Origin of the sequence: Polymorphospora sp. A560 (genome assembly GCF_045781765.1) — a bacterium.
In the GTDB taxonomy this organism is placed as follows: Bacteria; Actinomycetota; Actinomycetes; order Mycobacteriales; family Micromonosporaceae; genus Polymorphospora; species Polymorphospora lycopeni.
The window spans coordinates 51,769-65,271 of the sequence record NZ_CP122282.1 but is presented as its reverse complement, the minus strand read 5'-3'; the positions used below and the strand labels follow the sequence as shown (position 1 = coordinate 65,271).

The window sequence follows — 13,503 nt, the reverse complement described above, 5'->3', positions numbered from 1 at the left end:
CGGTCACGCGTGATCCCTCAACTCGTGGAAGTCGACGCTCAGTCGATCGGCCGGCAGCTTGCCGGGTCGACAGGCAGGACCGTTTCGGAGGGTGGGGTGTCCGGCGTCGAAGTGGGTGCGGTGGGCGTTGGGCTGGCGTCGGCGCTCGGCGAGCCGCTCGGGGACGGCGAGCCGCTGGGCGACGGGGAGCGGGTCGCCGAACTCGTCGGCTCGGTCGCCTCCGGGGTCGGGGACGGGGTGGGAGTGGGGGTCGGGCTGGGGCTGGGCGCGCACAGCGGCTTCAGGTTGGGGTTGCTCGGGACGTCGTCGGTCAGGTCGGCGAGCCGCCGCTGGGCGTCCGACTCGTTCGACGCCTGGATGCCCTGCTTGACCTGCTCCTGCGCGGCGGCGGTCAGTTCGTCGAGACCGGTGGTGCTGGTCTGGTGCACGCTGGAGAGGTTGAAGCCGGCGATCTGCCCGGGCACGCCCCGGAAGATCGCGAGTTGTCCCTCTTCGGTGGCACCGACGTAGTACTGCCGCTGCGTGTAGCTCCAGCCGAACCAGAGACCACCGCCGAGGATGCCGAGCAGCACGACCAGCAGTAGCGCGGTGCGTACCGGGTGCCGGCGGGGGCGTTCGGGATCGTCCTCCTGGCCCCCCTGCTCCGACCCGGAATCCGGGCTCGACGGGCGGGGGGCGGCGAGCGCGGCGGAGGCCCGGCCGGCCGGGGTGGAGACGTCGACCGGGGTCGCCATGCCACGGTCGCGGGCGGCGGCGCCGCCGACGATCGGTGCGGCCTCGAGGATGTCCTGGTCGGTGGCGTCGGCGATGATGACGGTGATGTTGTCCGGGCCACCACCACGCAGCGCGAGTTGGACCAGCCGCTCCACGCACTGGCCCGGGTCGACGTAGTCCCGCATCGTCTCGGCGATGGTGTCGGCGCTCACCACACCGGACAGGCCGTCGCTGCAGAGCAGATAGCGGTCGCCGGGAAGGACCTGGCGTACGGAGTATTCGGGGTCGATGTCGCGCCCGTCGAGCGCCCGGGTCAGCAGTGAGCGCTGGGGGTGGCTGCTCGCCTCTTCGAGGGTGATGCGTCCCTCGTCGACCAGCATCTGGACGTAGGTGTCGTCCTTGGTGATCTGGGCGAACTCGCCGTCGCGGAGGAGGTAGGCGCGGGAGTCGCCGATGTGGACCATGCCGATCTTGCTGCCCGAGAAGAGGGTCGCTGTCAGCGTGGTGCCCATGCCCTCCAACTGAGGGTTGGCATCGACTGTTCCCCGAAGCTGCTGGTTGGCGGTGTCGACGGCCGACCGAAGCGCGTCGACGAGGGCGTCACCGGGGACGTCCTCGTCGAGCGGGGCCATCGCACCGATGACGATGTTGCTGGCGACGTCACCGGCGGCCATGCCGCCCATGCCGTCGGCCACAGCGAGAAGCCGCGGGCCGGCGTAGACGGAATCCTGGTTTCCGTCTCGGATCAGACCGCGGTCGCTGTGTGCCGCATAACGCAGGGTCAGAGTCATGGCCGTAACTCGAGGGAAGTGCGGCCGATCCGAATCGGCACGCCGAGGGGGACGGGGGTTGGTCCGGTGACCTTATCGCGATCGAGGTAGGTCCCGTTAGTCGAGCCGAGGTCTTCGACGAACCACTGTCCGGCGCGCGGCACGAGGCGGGCGTGACGTGCGGAGGCATAGTCGTCGGTGATCACCAGGGTCGAATCCTCGGCACGGCCGATGGTGATCTGGGATTCACCCAGGGTTATTCGGGTGCCGGCAAGTTGGCCGGCGGTTACCACCAACTGGTGGGCGGCGCGCCCCCGTTTCACCTTCGCCGGCCTCGCGGCCGCCTGGCTGGTCGACGCGCCGACCCCCCGTGGCGCGGCGACCAGACGGCTGGACCGTGATCCGGCGAAGAGGTCCCGGCGGATCACCCCGACGACCGTGAACACGAAGATCCACAGAAGGATGATGAACCCGAACCGGGCGGTGGTGATGACAAAAGGGGGCAAGGTCCTTAGCCGTCCACTCGGAACGTGAGGGTGGTCGTTCCGAGCTGGATCATGTCACCCGGGTTGAGGGCAACGGCGGAAACCCGCTGGCCGTTGACCATCGTCCCGTTGGTCGATCCGAGATCGGTCAGGACCACCTGGCCGCCGTCGAAGTCGAGCCGGGCATGGCGGCGGGAGATGCCGACGTCGGGCAGCCGCAGGCTGGCCTGATCGCCCCGGCCGATCACGGTCGAGCCCATCTGCAGCGGATAGGTGCGGCCGTCACCGGACACCAGCCGGATGTTACGACCACCGGCCCCCTGCCCCGGCGGCTGGCCGTAGCCACCCCCCTGGTCGTACGGCGGGTAGCCCTGCTGCTGCGGTGGCGCGTCGTAGGACTGCGGCGGCACCGGAGCCACCTCGCCACCGGTGTAGACCTCTGCGGTCACCCGGAACATGCCGGTGTCGAGCCCGTCACCGCGCTCGATCTCGACGATCACGTCGCCGTAGACCGTCCATGCCTGCTCGCCGATGAACTCGGCCTGCGACTGCGCCAGTTCCTGGGCGAGCGCGGCAGCGTAGGGCGCGAGGCGGCTGTGGTCGTAGGGCGAGAGATCGATCACGTAGCGGTTGGGCACGAGGGCGCGCCCACCGGCCAGGATCGCCTTGTGCGCCTCAGCCTCCCGCTGCATGGCGTTGAGGATCTCCACGGGGTGGACGACCCCCTTGAACACCTTCGCGAAGGCCCCCTCAACCAGGCCTTCAAGACGCTTCTCGAAGCGTTGCAGCACGCTCACCGGCTCCTCCTCGGGTTCCGAGGACATGATGGTATCCGGCCGAGGCACATGGAGTCCGCATGCCGATCGACCGCTCGCAGCCGGCCTGTCCTTGGGGGCCGGATTTGCCGTGCTATTGTTCCCAGGCGCCGCGAGCGGGAACCAGCCGGGAACCCTCAGTTGTGAGGATCCACCCGGCTAGGGGAACTCTCTCGCGACGCACCATGGGACAGCGTAATATGTCTCGGCAGCCGCCGAAGGGCGGGTTCGGGACATAACTATGTCGTGTCCCGATGGGGAAGTGGCGGAATGGCAGACGCGCACGGTTCAGGTCCGTGTGCCCGAAAGGGCGTGGGGGTTCAACTCCCCCCTTCCCCACCATGACGAAGGGCTCCGCACCATGCGGAGCCCTTCCTTCGTACCGGGGTCGATCCGGGCGGCGTTATGCTCCGGTGACCTTCAACCATCCCACCCCCGAATTCTGGAGTGACGTGTGACTGTCGCGCTGGTGACCGGATCCGGCGGTCTGATCGGCTCGGAGGCGGTGCGGCACTTCGCCGGGCTGGGCCTCGACGTGGTCGGCATCGACAACGACATGCGCCGGGAGTTCTTCGGCGCCGAGGCGTCCACCGCCTGGAACGTGTCGCGGCTGACCAGCGAACTAGGTACGGCGTACACGCACCATGCCGCCGACATCCGCGACCGGGACGCGCTCGCGGAGATCTTCCGGCGCTACGGCCGCGACATCGCGGTCGTGATCCACACGGCGGCCCAGCCGTCGCACGACTGGGCGGTGCGCGACCCGTTCACCGACTTCGACGTCAACGCCGGCGGGACCCTCAACGTCCTGCAGAACGTGCGTGAGCACTGCGTCGAGGCGCCGTTCATCCACTGCTCCACCAACAAGGTGTACGGCGACCGGCCCAACTCGCTGCCGCTGGTCGAACTGGAGACCCGCTGGGAGATCGAGCCGGGTCACCCGTACGAGGCGGGGATCAAGGAGGACATGTCGATCGACGCGTGCCTGCACTCGGTCTTCGGGGCCTCCAAGGTCGCCGCCGACGTGATGGTGCAGGAGTACGGTCGCTACTTCGACATGAAGACCGCCTGTTTCCGAGGCGGCACGCTCACCGGCCCGGCGCACTCGGCGACCGAACTGCACGGTTTCCTCGGGTATGTCATGCGCTGCAACATGGAGCGCCGCACCTACAAGATCTTCGGCTACAAGGGCAAGATGGTCCGCGACGCGATCCACAGCCACGACGTGGTCGCCGCGTTCGAGGCGTTCTTCCGGGCGCCGCGGTCGGCGGCGGTCTACAACCTGGGCGGTGGCCGGCACTCCAACACATCGCATCTGGAGGCGTTCGCCATCGCCGAACGGATCACCGGAATCGGGATGGTCACCGAATACCACGAGGCCAACCGGATCGGCGACCACCAGTGGTGGATCGGCTCCAACGAGGCGTTCCAGGCCGACTACCCGGACTGGAAGCAGGTCTACGACGTCCCGATGATCCTTCAGGAGATCTACGAGGCGAACGTCGACAAGTGGGTGCCGAAGGCATGAGCGAGCGCAGCGAGCGAATCGGTCGGCTCAGGTTGCCGCATGGCGGCCGCGAGCGCAGCGAGCGGATGGCATGAGCGAGCGCAGCGAGCGAATCGGTCGGCTCAGGTTGCCGCATGGCGGCCGCGAGCGCAGCGAGCGGACGGCATGAGCGAGCGGAGTGGGCAGGGCCTCATGATTGCCAAGGGCAAGAAGAACGTGCTGGGCGTCCTGGTCGACGCCACCGACTACGCGGCGGCCACCGAGCAGGTGATCGCCGCCGCCCACGAGCGCCGGCCGCTGGCGCTGACCGCGCTGGCCGTGCACGGGGTCATGACCGGGGTGCTCGACAAGGCGCACAACGCCCGGCTGAACTCCTTCGACCTGGTGACCCCGGACGGCCAGCCGGTGCGCTGGGCGCTCAACCTGCTACACAAGGCCGGGCTGACCGACCGGGTCTACGGGCCGAACCTGACTCTGAAGGTGCTGGAGCGGTGCGCGGCCGACGGGCTGCCGGTCTATCTCTACGGCTCGACCGACGAGACGCTGGCCCGGCTGGTGCCAGCGCTGGAGCGGATGTTCCCGGCGCTGAAGCTGGCCGGTGTCGAGGCGTCGAAGTTCCGGGCGGTGGAGCCGGGTGAGGACGCGCGGATCGCCGACCGGATCCGGTCGTCGGGTGCCCGGCTGGTCCTGGTCGGCCTGGGGTGTCCCCGGCAGGAGGTCTTCGCCTACGCGATGCGGCCGCTGCTCGACATGCCGCTGATGGCGGTCGGGGCGGCGTTCGACTACCACGCCGGGCTGCTGCGCAATCCGCCGCCGTGGATGCAGCGGGTGGGCCTGGAGTGGCTGTGGCGGCTCGGCCTGGAGCCGAAGCGGCTGTGGCGTCGCTACGTCATCCTCAACCCGGCCTACCTGAGCCGGCTGGCCGCGCAGAAGACCGGGCTCTGGAAGGCCACCCCGCCGCCGCCGGCGACTGAGCGCCCGACCAGCTTCGCGGTCTGACTCCCGACCATCGCCCGGCCGGTGGATCAAACCGGCCGGGCGATGGGCTGGCGTGTAGGAATGCGCTTTCCTATGCTGTCCGCATGAGGATCGACGAGGCGCTCACTCCCGCTGCCCTGCTACCCAAGATCGAGAAATTGTGGGAGGCGTCCGCCCACAAGATCGACTCAATCGAGAAGACGTCCCCTCCGGGCTCGCCCTCGCCGGTCTTCACCGTCGCGGGGCGCTACACCGCGCGCGGCTGGACCGAATGGACCCAGGGTTTCCAGTACGGCTCCGCGGTGCTCCAGTTCGACGCCACCGGTGACCGGCGCTTCCTCGACTCCGCCCGGGAGTCGACCGTGGCTCTCATGGCCAGCCACGTCAGCCACATCGGCGTGCATGACCACGGCTTCAACAACGTCAGCACGTACGGCAACCTGTGGCGGCTGATGGCCGAGGGCCGGATCCCGCACGACCCCCGGGAACGCGACTTCTACGAACTCGCCCTCAAGCTGACCGGCGCCGTACAGGCCGCCCGCTGGCGCGACACGATCGACGGCACCGGCTACATCTACTCGTTCAACGGACCGCAGTCGCTCTTCGTCGACACGATCCGTTCCTGCCGCGCGCTGTCCGTGTCGCACCTGCTCGGCCACGCCCTGATGGGCGAACGCGACGAGCGGATCTCGCTGCTCGGCCGGCTGATCGAGCACGCCGTGAACACCGCCCGGTGGAACGTCTTCTACGGCGAGGGCCGGGACAGCTACGACGTACGGGGGCGGACCGCCCACGAGTCGGTCTTCAACGTCAACGACGGCAGCTTCCGCTGCCCCAGCTCCCAGCAGGGCTACTCGCCTTTCAGCACCTGGACCCGGGGCCTGGCCTGGGCGATGGTCGGGTTCCCCGAGCAACTGGAGTTCCTGGCCCTGATCGACGACGCCGAACTCGAGCCGTACGGCGGGCGTGAACAGGTCGAGCAGATCTTCCTCAAGGCGGCGCTGGCCACCTGCGACTTCTACCTGGAGAACACCCCGGTCGACGGCATCCCGTACTGGGACACCGGCGCGCCCGGCCTGGTCCACCTCGGTGACTACCTCGCCGCCCCGGCCGACCCGTACAACGCGCACGAGCCGGTCGACTCGTCGGCCGCCGCGATCGGCGCGCAGGGCCTGCTGCGGCTCGGCCGATACCTGACCGGTGCCGGCCGCGCGGCCGAGGGGCAGCGCTACTGGCAGGCCGGCCTGACCGTGGCCGACACCCTGTTCGGCGAGCCCTACCTGAGCACCGACCCCGACCACCAGGGCCTGATCCTGCACTCGGTCTACCACCGGCCGAACGGCTGGGACCACGTGCCGGCGGGTCAGCGGGTGCCGAACGGCGAGTCGAGCATGTGGGGCGACTACCACGCCCGCGAACTGGCCCTCTACCTCCAGCGGGTGGCCCGCGACGAGCCGTACTACACGTTCTTCGGGCCGGCCGGCGCGGCCGGGGGTGCCCGGTGAGCCGGGCGGCGATCGTCACCGGCGGCTCGCGCGGGATCGGGCGCGGCATCGTCCGGTCGCTGGCCGGCGCCGGCTACGACGTGGTGGTCAACTACGCCAGCAACGCCGACGCGGCCAAGGAGGTCGGTGCCGAGGTCGAGGCGCTCGGCCAGCGTGCCCACCTGGTGCAGGCCGACGTCTCGGTGACGGCCGACCGGCAGAAGCTGGTCGACGAGGCGATCGCCGCGTTCGGCCGGCTCGACCTGCTGGTCAGCAACGCCGGGGTGGCCCCGGACGTACGCGCCGACATGCTGGAGGCCAGCGAGGAGTCGTTCGACCGGCTGATCCGGATCAACCTCAAGGGCCCGTACTTCCTGGCCCAGGCCGCGGCCCGGAAGATGATCGAGCAGATCGAGGCCGGCATGGTCACCGCCCCGAAGATCGTGATCGTGTCGTCGATCAGCACCTACACGGCGAGCGTGAACCGGGGCGACTACTGCGTCTCGAAGGCCGGCCTGGGGATGGTCGCCCAGCTCTTCGCCGCCCGGCTGGCCGAGCACGGCATCAACGTCTACGAGATCCGGCCGGGCATCATCGAGACCGACATGACCGGCGGGGTCAAGGCGAAGTACGACGACCTGATCTTCAACCAGGGCATCACGCCGATCCGCCGCTGGGGGCAGCCGGAGGACGTGGGGCGCGCCGTCGTGGCCGTCGCGACCGACCTGCTGCCGTTCAGCACCGGCCAGGTCATCGACGTGGACGGCGGCTTCCACCTGCGTACGCTCTGACCGCGACGACAGGGCCCCGGCGCGTCCGCGCCGGGGCCCTCGCCGTGGAACCCGACTAGAGCGTCAGGGTCCAGGTGTTGATGTAGCCGGTGTCGGCCAGGTAGACGTCACGGACCTGGAGTCGCCAGGTGCCGTTGGCCGCCTCCGACGACAGGTTCACCGTGTACGTCGTGTTGACGTTGTCGGCGCTGTCCGAGGCGCTGCTGTTCTTCAGCCGGTACGACGTCCCGTCCGGAGCCAGCAGGTCGACGACCAGGTCACCGCGGTAGGTGTGGACGATGTTCACGGCCACCCGCGAGGTCGCCGAGGCGTTGCGGTTGCAGCCGCTGATCACGATGCTGCTGGTCACCGCCGAGCCGCCGTCCGGGATGGCCACGTCGGTGCCGTTGGTGCCGGAGCAGCCGCCACCGGTACCGGTCACCGTCAGGGTGTACGTCGCCGTCCGGGTGCCGGCCGCGCCGCTGCCGTTGACCGAGACGGTGTACGTCCCGGCCGCGGTGCTCGCCGTGGTGGCGATGGTCAGCGTCGAGGAGCCGCCCGAGGTGACGCTGGCCGGGCTGAACGAGGCGGTCGCCCCGCTCGGCAGGCCACTGGCCGACAGGCTGACCGCCTGCGGCGAGCCGGCCGTGGTGGCGGTGGAGACGGTGGCGGTCACCGAGCCGCCCGCCACGACCGAGCCGGAGGTCGGCGCGACGGAGACCGAGAAGTTGTTCGTCGGCGGGGGCGTGGTGCCGCCGACGAAGAGCAGCCGGTTCGGGGTGCCGGTGCCGACGTTGGTGACCACGTTCGGGGTGGACGTGTTCACCAGTTCGTCACGGACCTGCTGCGGCGTCCAGGTCGGGTTCTGCGACAGGACCAGCGCGGCGGCGCCCGCGACGTGCGGGGAGGCCATCGACGTACCGCTGATCGAGTTCGTGGCGCTGTCGTTGGTGTGCCACGCCGAGGGGATGCTCACGCCGGGCGCGAGGATGTCGACGCAGGTGCCGAAGTTGGAGAAGCTCGCGGCCGCGTCGTTGCTCTGGGTCGCACCGACGGTGATCGCGGCCGGGACCCGGGCCGGCGAGTAGTTGCAGGCGTTCTGGCGCTGGCCGAAGATGTTGCCGTTACCGGCGGCCACGACGTAGGTGATGCCCTCGTCGATCGAGTTCTGGACCGCCAGGTCGACCGAGCTGTCGGCGGGGCCGCCGAGGCTCATGTTCGCCACGGCCGGCAGGACCGCGTTCGCGGTCACCCAGTCGATGCCGTCGATGACCCCGGCGTAGGTGCCGTTGCCGCTGCAGTCGAGGACGCGTACGCCGACGATCTGCACGTCCTTGGCGACGCCGTACGAGGTGCCGCCGACGGTGCCGGCGACGTGGGTGCCGTGGCCGTTGCAGTCGTCGGCGGTTCCGCCGTCGACCGCGTCGTAGCCACTGCTCGCCTGGTTGAAGTCGTTGTGGCTGGTCCGCACCCCGGTGTCGATGACGTAGGCGCGGACGCCGCTGCCCTCGTTCGGGTAGGTGTACGAGCTGTTCAGCGGCAGGTTGGGCTGGTCGATGCGGTCGAGGCCCCAGGACGGCGGGTTGGGCTGGGTGCCGGCCAGCGAGACGGTGTGGTTCTGCTCGACGAACGCCACCGACGGGTGGGCCGCGAGGCGGGCCGCCGACCTGGCGTCGAGCCGGGCCTCGAAGCCGCGCAGCGCCGAGCTGTAGGTGCGGGCGATCGAGCCACCGTACTGGCCGGCCAGGCTGCTGGCCGTCGTGTCGACGCTGGCGCGGCTGACCGCGCTGTCCTTGAGCACGACGATGTAGCTGTCCGCGACCGCGGTGGCGCCGCCCGCGTTGCGGATGGTTCCGGTGGGTTCCGCGGCGAGCGCCGGGGTGGCGGCCGCGATGGCGGTCAGCGCGGCTACGCCGACCAGAACGGTTCTACGTGGGAGATTCATCTCCCGTCCTCCCCTCCGACCGGCCCGGACCGTCCGCTCGCTGGAGACGAGGGATCAGTGATGGCCGATCAAGGTGAGGTTATGGAACCAGGCAACCATAACGATAGATGTCGAAATTTATATATCACTTTGTGATGCCCCCTACGGGGCGTCCATGGGGGCCTTACCGGGACCATGCCCTGATTCCCCGGCGGCCGGGACGGGAAAGACTTGTCGTCGTGAACATCGAGCTCGCGACCCTGCTCGCGGTCGCCGCCGTCTGGCTCACCGCCGGCGTCGTCGCCGACGGTCTCCCGGCGGTCGGCACCGCCCGTGGCCTGCGCCGCCGTACCGCGTTGCTCGTGGCGCTGGCCGGAACCGGCCTCGCCGCGATGGCGGGCGTCGCGGCCGTCGCACTGGTCACCACGGACGTCGCCGCCGACCAGGCTCTCCGGGCACTGGCCCTGCCGGCCGTGCCGGCCGTCGTCGTGGCGGTGGCCACCACCCGCCGGCTCCTCCGGCTGCACCGCGGCGCGGGCGCCTTCGCCAGCGCGCCGCACACCCCGGCGCCACCGGCGCTGCGGGCCGCCGCGGCCCATCCCCTGCTCGCCATGCCGCTACAGGTCGCCGGGCTGCTCACGCTGCCCGCGACGGTAACCGCGGCCGGCCTGGCCGAGCTGACCGGGCCGACGATGCTCGGACTGGTGCTCACCGCGGCGGTGCTGGCCGGGGCCAGCATCGGGATACGCCACTCCCTGCGGCACAGCCGCCTCGCCGCGCATGCCGTGACGGTGCTGCGGGCCGGCCGCACCGCCCGCCGGGTCGGCCCGGCCCCCGCCGTCGCGGCCGTCAGCGCGGGCGGGCGGCGCCCTGCAGGTACAGCAGTTCGATGACCGAACGGGTGGCCTCGAACCAGCGGTCGAGCCACCCCGGATCCGGCAGGGTCCCCTTCGGTGGCAACTCCAGCAGCAGTCCGCGCAGCAACGGGTGGTCGGCCATCCGCTGACCGGCCGGCTCGTCCCAGCTCGGCAGCGGGAAGGCCGGGTCGGCGAGACCGTCGAGTTCGAGCCCGGGAAGCTTCGGCGCCCGGTCGACGGCGGACATGCCGTTACGCGGGGCGTCACCCTTCGCCGGCCCGTCCTCCGCCAGTCCGCCGTCGCGCCGGCCACCCCGGTACGGCCCGGGGAACCGCTCCTGCGTCGTCGCTCCGTTACCCAGGTTGTTCTGCCCTAACGTCATGATGTTTCGCCTGCCTAACTCGGTGGCGTCCCCACCGCGGGGGCAATCGGTGCTGCGGCGGGTGGCCCGGCATCCGCCGCGCCATCTTTTACAACGACGCGGCGGGAGGCAGGCGACGGTGGTGATCCGTTCGCCGCCGGCCGGGCTAGCTCGCGACGAACCCGCCGACCCGGGCGCCGCCGACGAAGGCGGCCCACTCGCGCGGGTCGAAGATCAGCGCCGGCCCCGTCGGGTCCTTGGAGTCCCGCACCGCCACCACGCCCGCCAACTGGGCGACCTCGACGCAGTTGTCGCAGTTGGGGCCGCTGCGTGAACTCTTCCGCCACACCGCCCGGGTCAGGTCCACCCGGAACTCTTCGGTCTCGATCTCCACAATGGCTCCTCTGCAAGCTTGGCGACGGCTGCCACGGACTCCTCCGGACGCAGTGCCGCCGCTCGGATGTGATCGAAGATGAAGACGTACTTGCGTAGTTCCTCGGCCTTCTCCAGGAAGAGTCCCCCGGTGGCGTTCTCGGCGTACACCACACCGGGGTCGCGTGCCTCGGCGAAGTCGAGAATGGTGAACGTACCGTCCATGCCGGCGTGCGCCCCCACCTCGAACGGCAGGATCTGCAACGTCACGTTCGGCAGGTCGGCGGCCTCGACGAGCCGCGCCAACTGGGCGCGCATCACCTCGTCGCCACCAACCGGGCGACTGACCACCGCCTCGTCCAGCACCACCCACACCTCGATCGGATCGTCCTGGGTCAATAACGACTGGCGCTGCAGTCGGACGCGCACCCGCCGCTCGACCTCCTCGGCGGTGATGTCCGGGCGGGCCGAACGGATCATCGCCTTCGCATAGTCACCGGTCTGCAACAGGCCGGGCACCACCTGCTGCTCGTACGCCCGCACCGAGCGGGCCGCGGCTTCGAGACCGACGTACGCACCGGTCAGGACGGTGCTGTACGGATGCCACCATCCCTTCTGCCGGGCCTCCCTGGCGATCTGCACCAGTTCCTCGCCCTCGGGGCCGACGACGCCGTAGATGCCCAGCATGTCCGCGACGTCGCGGGGCGTCGCGCTGGTGTGGCCGGTTTCGATCCGGGAGATCTTCGACGAGGAGCACCGCAGCCGCTCGGCGACCATCTCGATGGTGACCCCGGCATCTTCCCGGCGCCGCCGCAGCTCGGCGCCGAGCCGGCGGCGCCGGACGGTCGGACTCCGGCGCTCAGTCACCGGACACGATCTTCCACAGCACGCCCCAGTGTGTCGCCCGGCCGTATGTGACGGCAACCGGAGGACCTACCCCCCGATCGAGGCACGGGTGAATCAGGAACTGCAACTTGCATGAATCATGCCGTTCGTGCAGGCTGTCCGTACGGGTCGAATCACTCAGAGTTCCGACAGAAGATCGCTGAAGTCCCACGGCACTTAAACGATCAAGGTGCCGGCGGGCTGCGCGTCCATCACTACGGCAAAACGGCACCACCACATTCCGCGGTCAAAGCCTCGCCGCTGTAAGCCGAGCTGCCACGGCGGCGGGTGCGGGACCACGCGGATGAGCACTCGGCCGGGTCGGCGTGGATGCCGGCATCGACGGGACAGTTGCCCGACACTCAAGCGCCGATCCGGCCGGTGCTCCACCCGCCGCCACCCCGGCCGGGTGCCCCGACACCGCCACGAGCGCGGCGAGCAATTCGCGATGGTCCATAGTTGTCCCGGACCGGACATGTAGTCCTTTCCAGACAGGAGTCGATGTGCTTCCCCGCTCCGGCGACGTCCTCCATGTGACCCGTGCGGCAAGCGTCCAGTTCACCGAGCCCATCCTCTTCCGGGTGATCCGGGTGCACGACTGGACGACGTACGACGGCTGGGCCTGGCTCGACGGCTACGAACTGAACGCCGCGGGCGAGGCCGTCGACCGTCGATCGATCTTCGTCCAGTTGAGTGGGCTGCGCCAGCTGCGCCCCAACGCGGGACCGCGGGGACGGGTCGTCAAGCCGAGCCCGGTTCGCACCGGCTGACCGGAATCTCGCCGTTCGGCCCGGACGGCGGTTCGGCCGGCATAGACTCGGCACACCCACCCAGCACGTTTGATTCTTCGCCCGTGGCCCGGACCCCGAACCTGGGGGACCGCCATGCCCATCACCGTGCCGAGGCATCCACACCTGATCGGGTCGCCGGCCGGCCCACCGGACCGCCACCGTCCGACCAGGACACTCGTGGCCGTCGGCGCCGTGTTCGTCAGTCTGTCCGCGGCGGTCCTGGCCGGGACGGCGGCCGCTGGCCACGCCGGACCGGCCGGCCACGGCATGGCCGCGAACGCGGTGACCCCGACCTGGTCCGACCCGTCGACCGGCACCTCGCCGGGCGCCTCCGCGACGGTCGAGCCGACCCGGTCCATCGAGCCGACGCCGTCCACCGACCCGACCCCCGCCAGCCCGTCGCCGTCCGGCACCCCCACGCCGGCACCGACCCGGTCGACCCCGCCCAGCTCCGCACCGTCGGGGGCGGTACCGTCCGCCGACGGTCACGGCGGTGGCGCCGACGGGCCACGGCAGATCACCCCGATCACCCCGTCGGACGCGGCGTGGCGCGGTGCCGGCGCCGGCTTCGGCGGGCCGGCTCCGACCCGGTCGGCGCCGGCCGCGACGGCACGGCCGGACATGCCGGCCGCCGCACCGGTCGAAACCGTGCCGGTACGGTCCACCGCGGCGGACCGCCGGCCGGAAGACCACCGGCGCACGCTGGTCTACTCGGGAATCTTCGGCCTGGCCATCGCCACCACCGGACTGGCGATGGTCGGCTGGCGCCGCCAGCACTGGTGAGCGGGTG

Annotated in this window: 14 protein-coding genes and 1 tRNA gene; 8 read left to right on the top strand and 7 right to left on the bottom strand. The window is 70.4% G+C overall.

Annotated elements, in window-relative coordinates:
• Window positions 1-38 precede the first annotated feature (38 nt).
• Genes QCD66_RS00290 through QCD66_RS00280 form a run of 3 tightly spaced genes read right to left on the bottom strand, consistent with a single transcriptional unit; the run spans window position 39 to window position 2,793 of the window.
• Window positions 39-1,505: a PP2C family serine/threonine-protein phosphatase gene (locus QCD66_RS00290; RefSeq protein ID WP_364213069.1), complete on the bottom strand. Its 1,467-nt coding sequence runs from the start codon at window positions 1,503-1,505 to the stop codon at window positions 39-41.
• A complete protein-coding gene (locus QCD66_RS00285; RefSeq protein WP_212824857.1) occupies window positions 1,502-1,990 on the bottom strand; it encodes an FHA domain-containing protein in 489 nt (162 codons plus the stop codon). The genes QCD66_RS00290 and QCD66_RS00285 overlap by 4 nt, the downstream gene beginning before the upstream one ends.
• Window positions 1,991-1,995: 5 nt before the next feature.
• Window positions 1,996-2,793 carry a DUF3662 and FHA domain-containing protein gene (locus QCD66_RS00280; protein ID WP_364213072.1) on the bottom strand — a complete coding sequence of 266 codons (798 nt, stop codon included), beginning with the start codon at window positions 2,791-2,793 and terminating at the stop codon, window positions 1,996-1,998.
• A 247-nt stretch (window positions 2,794-3,040) separates the two neighbouring features.
• Here QCD66_RS00280 and QCD66_RS00275 point away from each other — a divergent pair.
• From QCD66_RS00275 to QCD66_RS00255, 5 genes are all read left to right on the top strand, one after another.
• Window positions 3,041-3,126, top strand: a tRNA-Leu gene (locus QCD66_RS00275).
• 112 nt (window positions 3,127-3,238) lie between these two features.
• Window positions 3,239-4,312, top strand: coding sequence for an NAD-dependent epimerase/dehydratase family protein (locus QCD66_RS00270; RefSeq protein WP_364213075.1), 1,074 nt, complete (start codon window positions 3,239-3,241; stop codon window positions 4,310-4,312).
• A gap of 171 nt (window positions 4,313-4,483) precedes the next feature.
• On the top strand, window positions 4,484-5,290 hold the full coding sequence (locus QCD66_RS00265) for a WecB/TagA/CpsF family glycosyltransferase (RefSeq protein WP_357543159.1): 807 nt from the start codon (window positions 4,484-4,486) through the stop codon (window positions 5,288-5,290).
• Between the two features lie 83 nt (window positions 5,291-5,373).
• Complete coding sequence (locus tag QCD66_RS00260; protein ID WP_375732563.1) at window positions 5,374-6,774, top strand: hypothetical protein; 1,401 nt, start codon at window positions 5,374-5,376, stop codon at window positions 6,772-6,774.
• Window positions 6,771-7,544 carry a 3-ketoacyl-ACP reductase gene (locus QCD66_RS00255; RefSeq protein ID WP_375732564.1) on the top strand — a complete coding sequence of 258 codons (774 nt, stop codon included), beginning with the start codon at window positions 6,771-6,773 and terminating at the stop codon, window positions 7,542-7,544. Before QCD66_RS00260 ends, QCD66_RS00255 begins: the two co-directional genes overlap by 4 nt.
• A gap of 55 nt (window positions 7,545-7,599) precedes the next feature.
• On the opposite strand, the gene QCD66_RS00250 is transcribed toward QCD66_RS00255, so the two are convergent.
• A complete protein-coding gene (locus QCD66_RS00250; protein ID WP_357535239.1) occupies window positions 7,600-9,468 on the bottom strand; it encodes a S8 family serine peptidase in 1,869 nt (622 codons plus the stop codon).
• A gap of 218 nt (window positions 9,469-9,686) precedes the next feature.
• Between QCD66_RS00250 and QCD66_RS00245 the strand changes: the two genes are divergently transcribed.
• Complete coding sequence (locus QCD66_RS00245) at window positions 9,687-10,340, top strand: hypothetical protein (RefSeq protein ID WP_375732565.1); 654 nt, start codon at window positions 9,687-9,689, stop codon at window positions 10,338-10,340.
• Here QCD66_RS00245 and QCD66_RS00240 read toward each other — a convergent pair.
• From QCD66_RS00240 to QCD66_RS00230, 3 genes are all read right to left on the bottom strand, one after another.
• Window positions 10,297-10,689: a hypothetical protein gene (locus QCD66_RS00240; protein ID WP_375732627.1), complete on the bottom strand. Its 393-nt coding sequence runs from the start codon at window positions 10,687-10,689 to the stop codon at window positions 10,297-10,299. The two genes, QCD66_RS00245 and QCD66_RS00240, sit on opposite strands and share 44 nt — an antisense overlap.
• A 142-nt stretch (window positions 10,690-10,831) precedes the next feature.
• Entirely contained in the window at window positions 10,832-11,053 is a 222-nt protein-coding gene (locus tag QCD66_RS00235) for a DUF397 domain-containing protein (protein ID WP_357535268.1), read from the bottom strand.
• Entirely contained in the window at window positions 11,023-11,904 is an 882-nt protein-coding gene (locus QCD66_RS00230; RefSeq protein WP_375732566.1) for a helix-turn-helix domain-containing protein, read from the bottom strand. Before QCD66_RS00230 ends, QCD66_RS00235 begins: the two co-directional genes overlap by 31 nt.
• A gap of 521 nt (window positions 11,905-12,425) precedes the next feature.
• Here QCD66_RS00230 and QCD66_RS00225 point away from each other — a divergent pair.
• Window positions 12,426-12,692: a hypothetical protein gene (locus tag QCD66_RS00225; RefSeq protein WP_357535233.1), complete on the top strand. Its 267-nt coding sequence runs from the start codon at window positions 12,426-12,428 to the stop codon at window positions 12,690-12,692.
• 114 nt (window positions 12,693-12,806) lie between these two features.
• Window positions 12,807-13,496 (top strand): hypothetical protein, encoded by a 690-nt coding sequence (locus QCD66_RS00220; protein WP_375732567.1) that lies wholly within the window; start codon window positions 12,807-12,809, stop codon window positions 13,494-13,496.
• Window positions 13,497-13,503 lie beyond the last annotated feature (7 nt).

Bases quoted from the DNA above. Each gene is read 5' to 3' on its own strand.
- QCD66_RS00265 (WP_357543159.1), top strand. From the start codon at position 4,484: ATGATTGCCAAGGGCAAGAAGAACGTGCTGGGCGTCCTGGTCGACGCC.
- QCD66_RS00260 (WP_375732563.1), top strand. From the start codon at position 5,374: ATGAGGATCGACGAGGCGCTCACTCCCGCTGCCCTGCTACCCAAGATC.
- QCD66_RS00220 (WP_375732567.1), top strand. From the start codon at position 12,807: ATGCCCATCACCGTGCCGAGGCATCCACACCTGATCGGGTCGCCGGCC.
- QCD66_RS00280 (WP_364213072.1), bottom strand. From the start codon at position 2,793: ATGTCCTCGGAACCCGAGGAGGAGCCGGTGAGCGTGCTGCAACGCTTC.
- QCD66_RS00290 (WP_364213069.1), bottom strand. From the start codon at position 1,505: ATGACTCTGACCCTGCGTTATGCGGCACACAGCGACCGCGGTCTGATC.
- QCD66_RS00250 (WP_357535239.1), bottom strand. From the start codon at position 9,468: ATGAATCTCCCACGTAGAACCGTTCTGGTCGGCGTAGCCGCGCTGACC.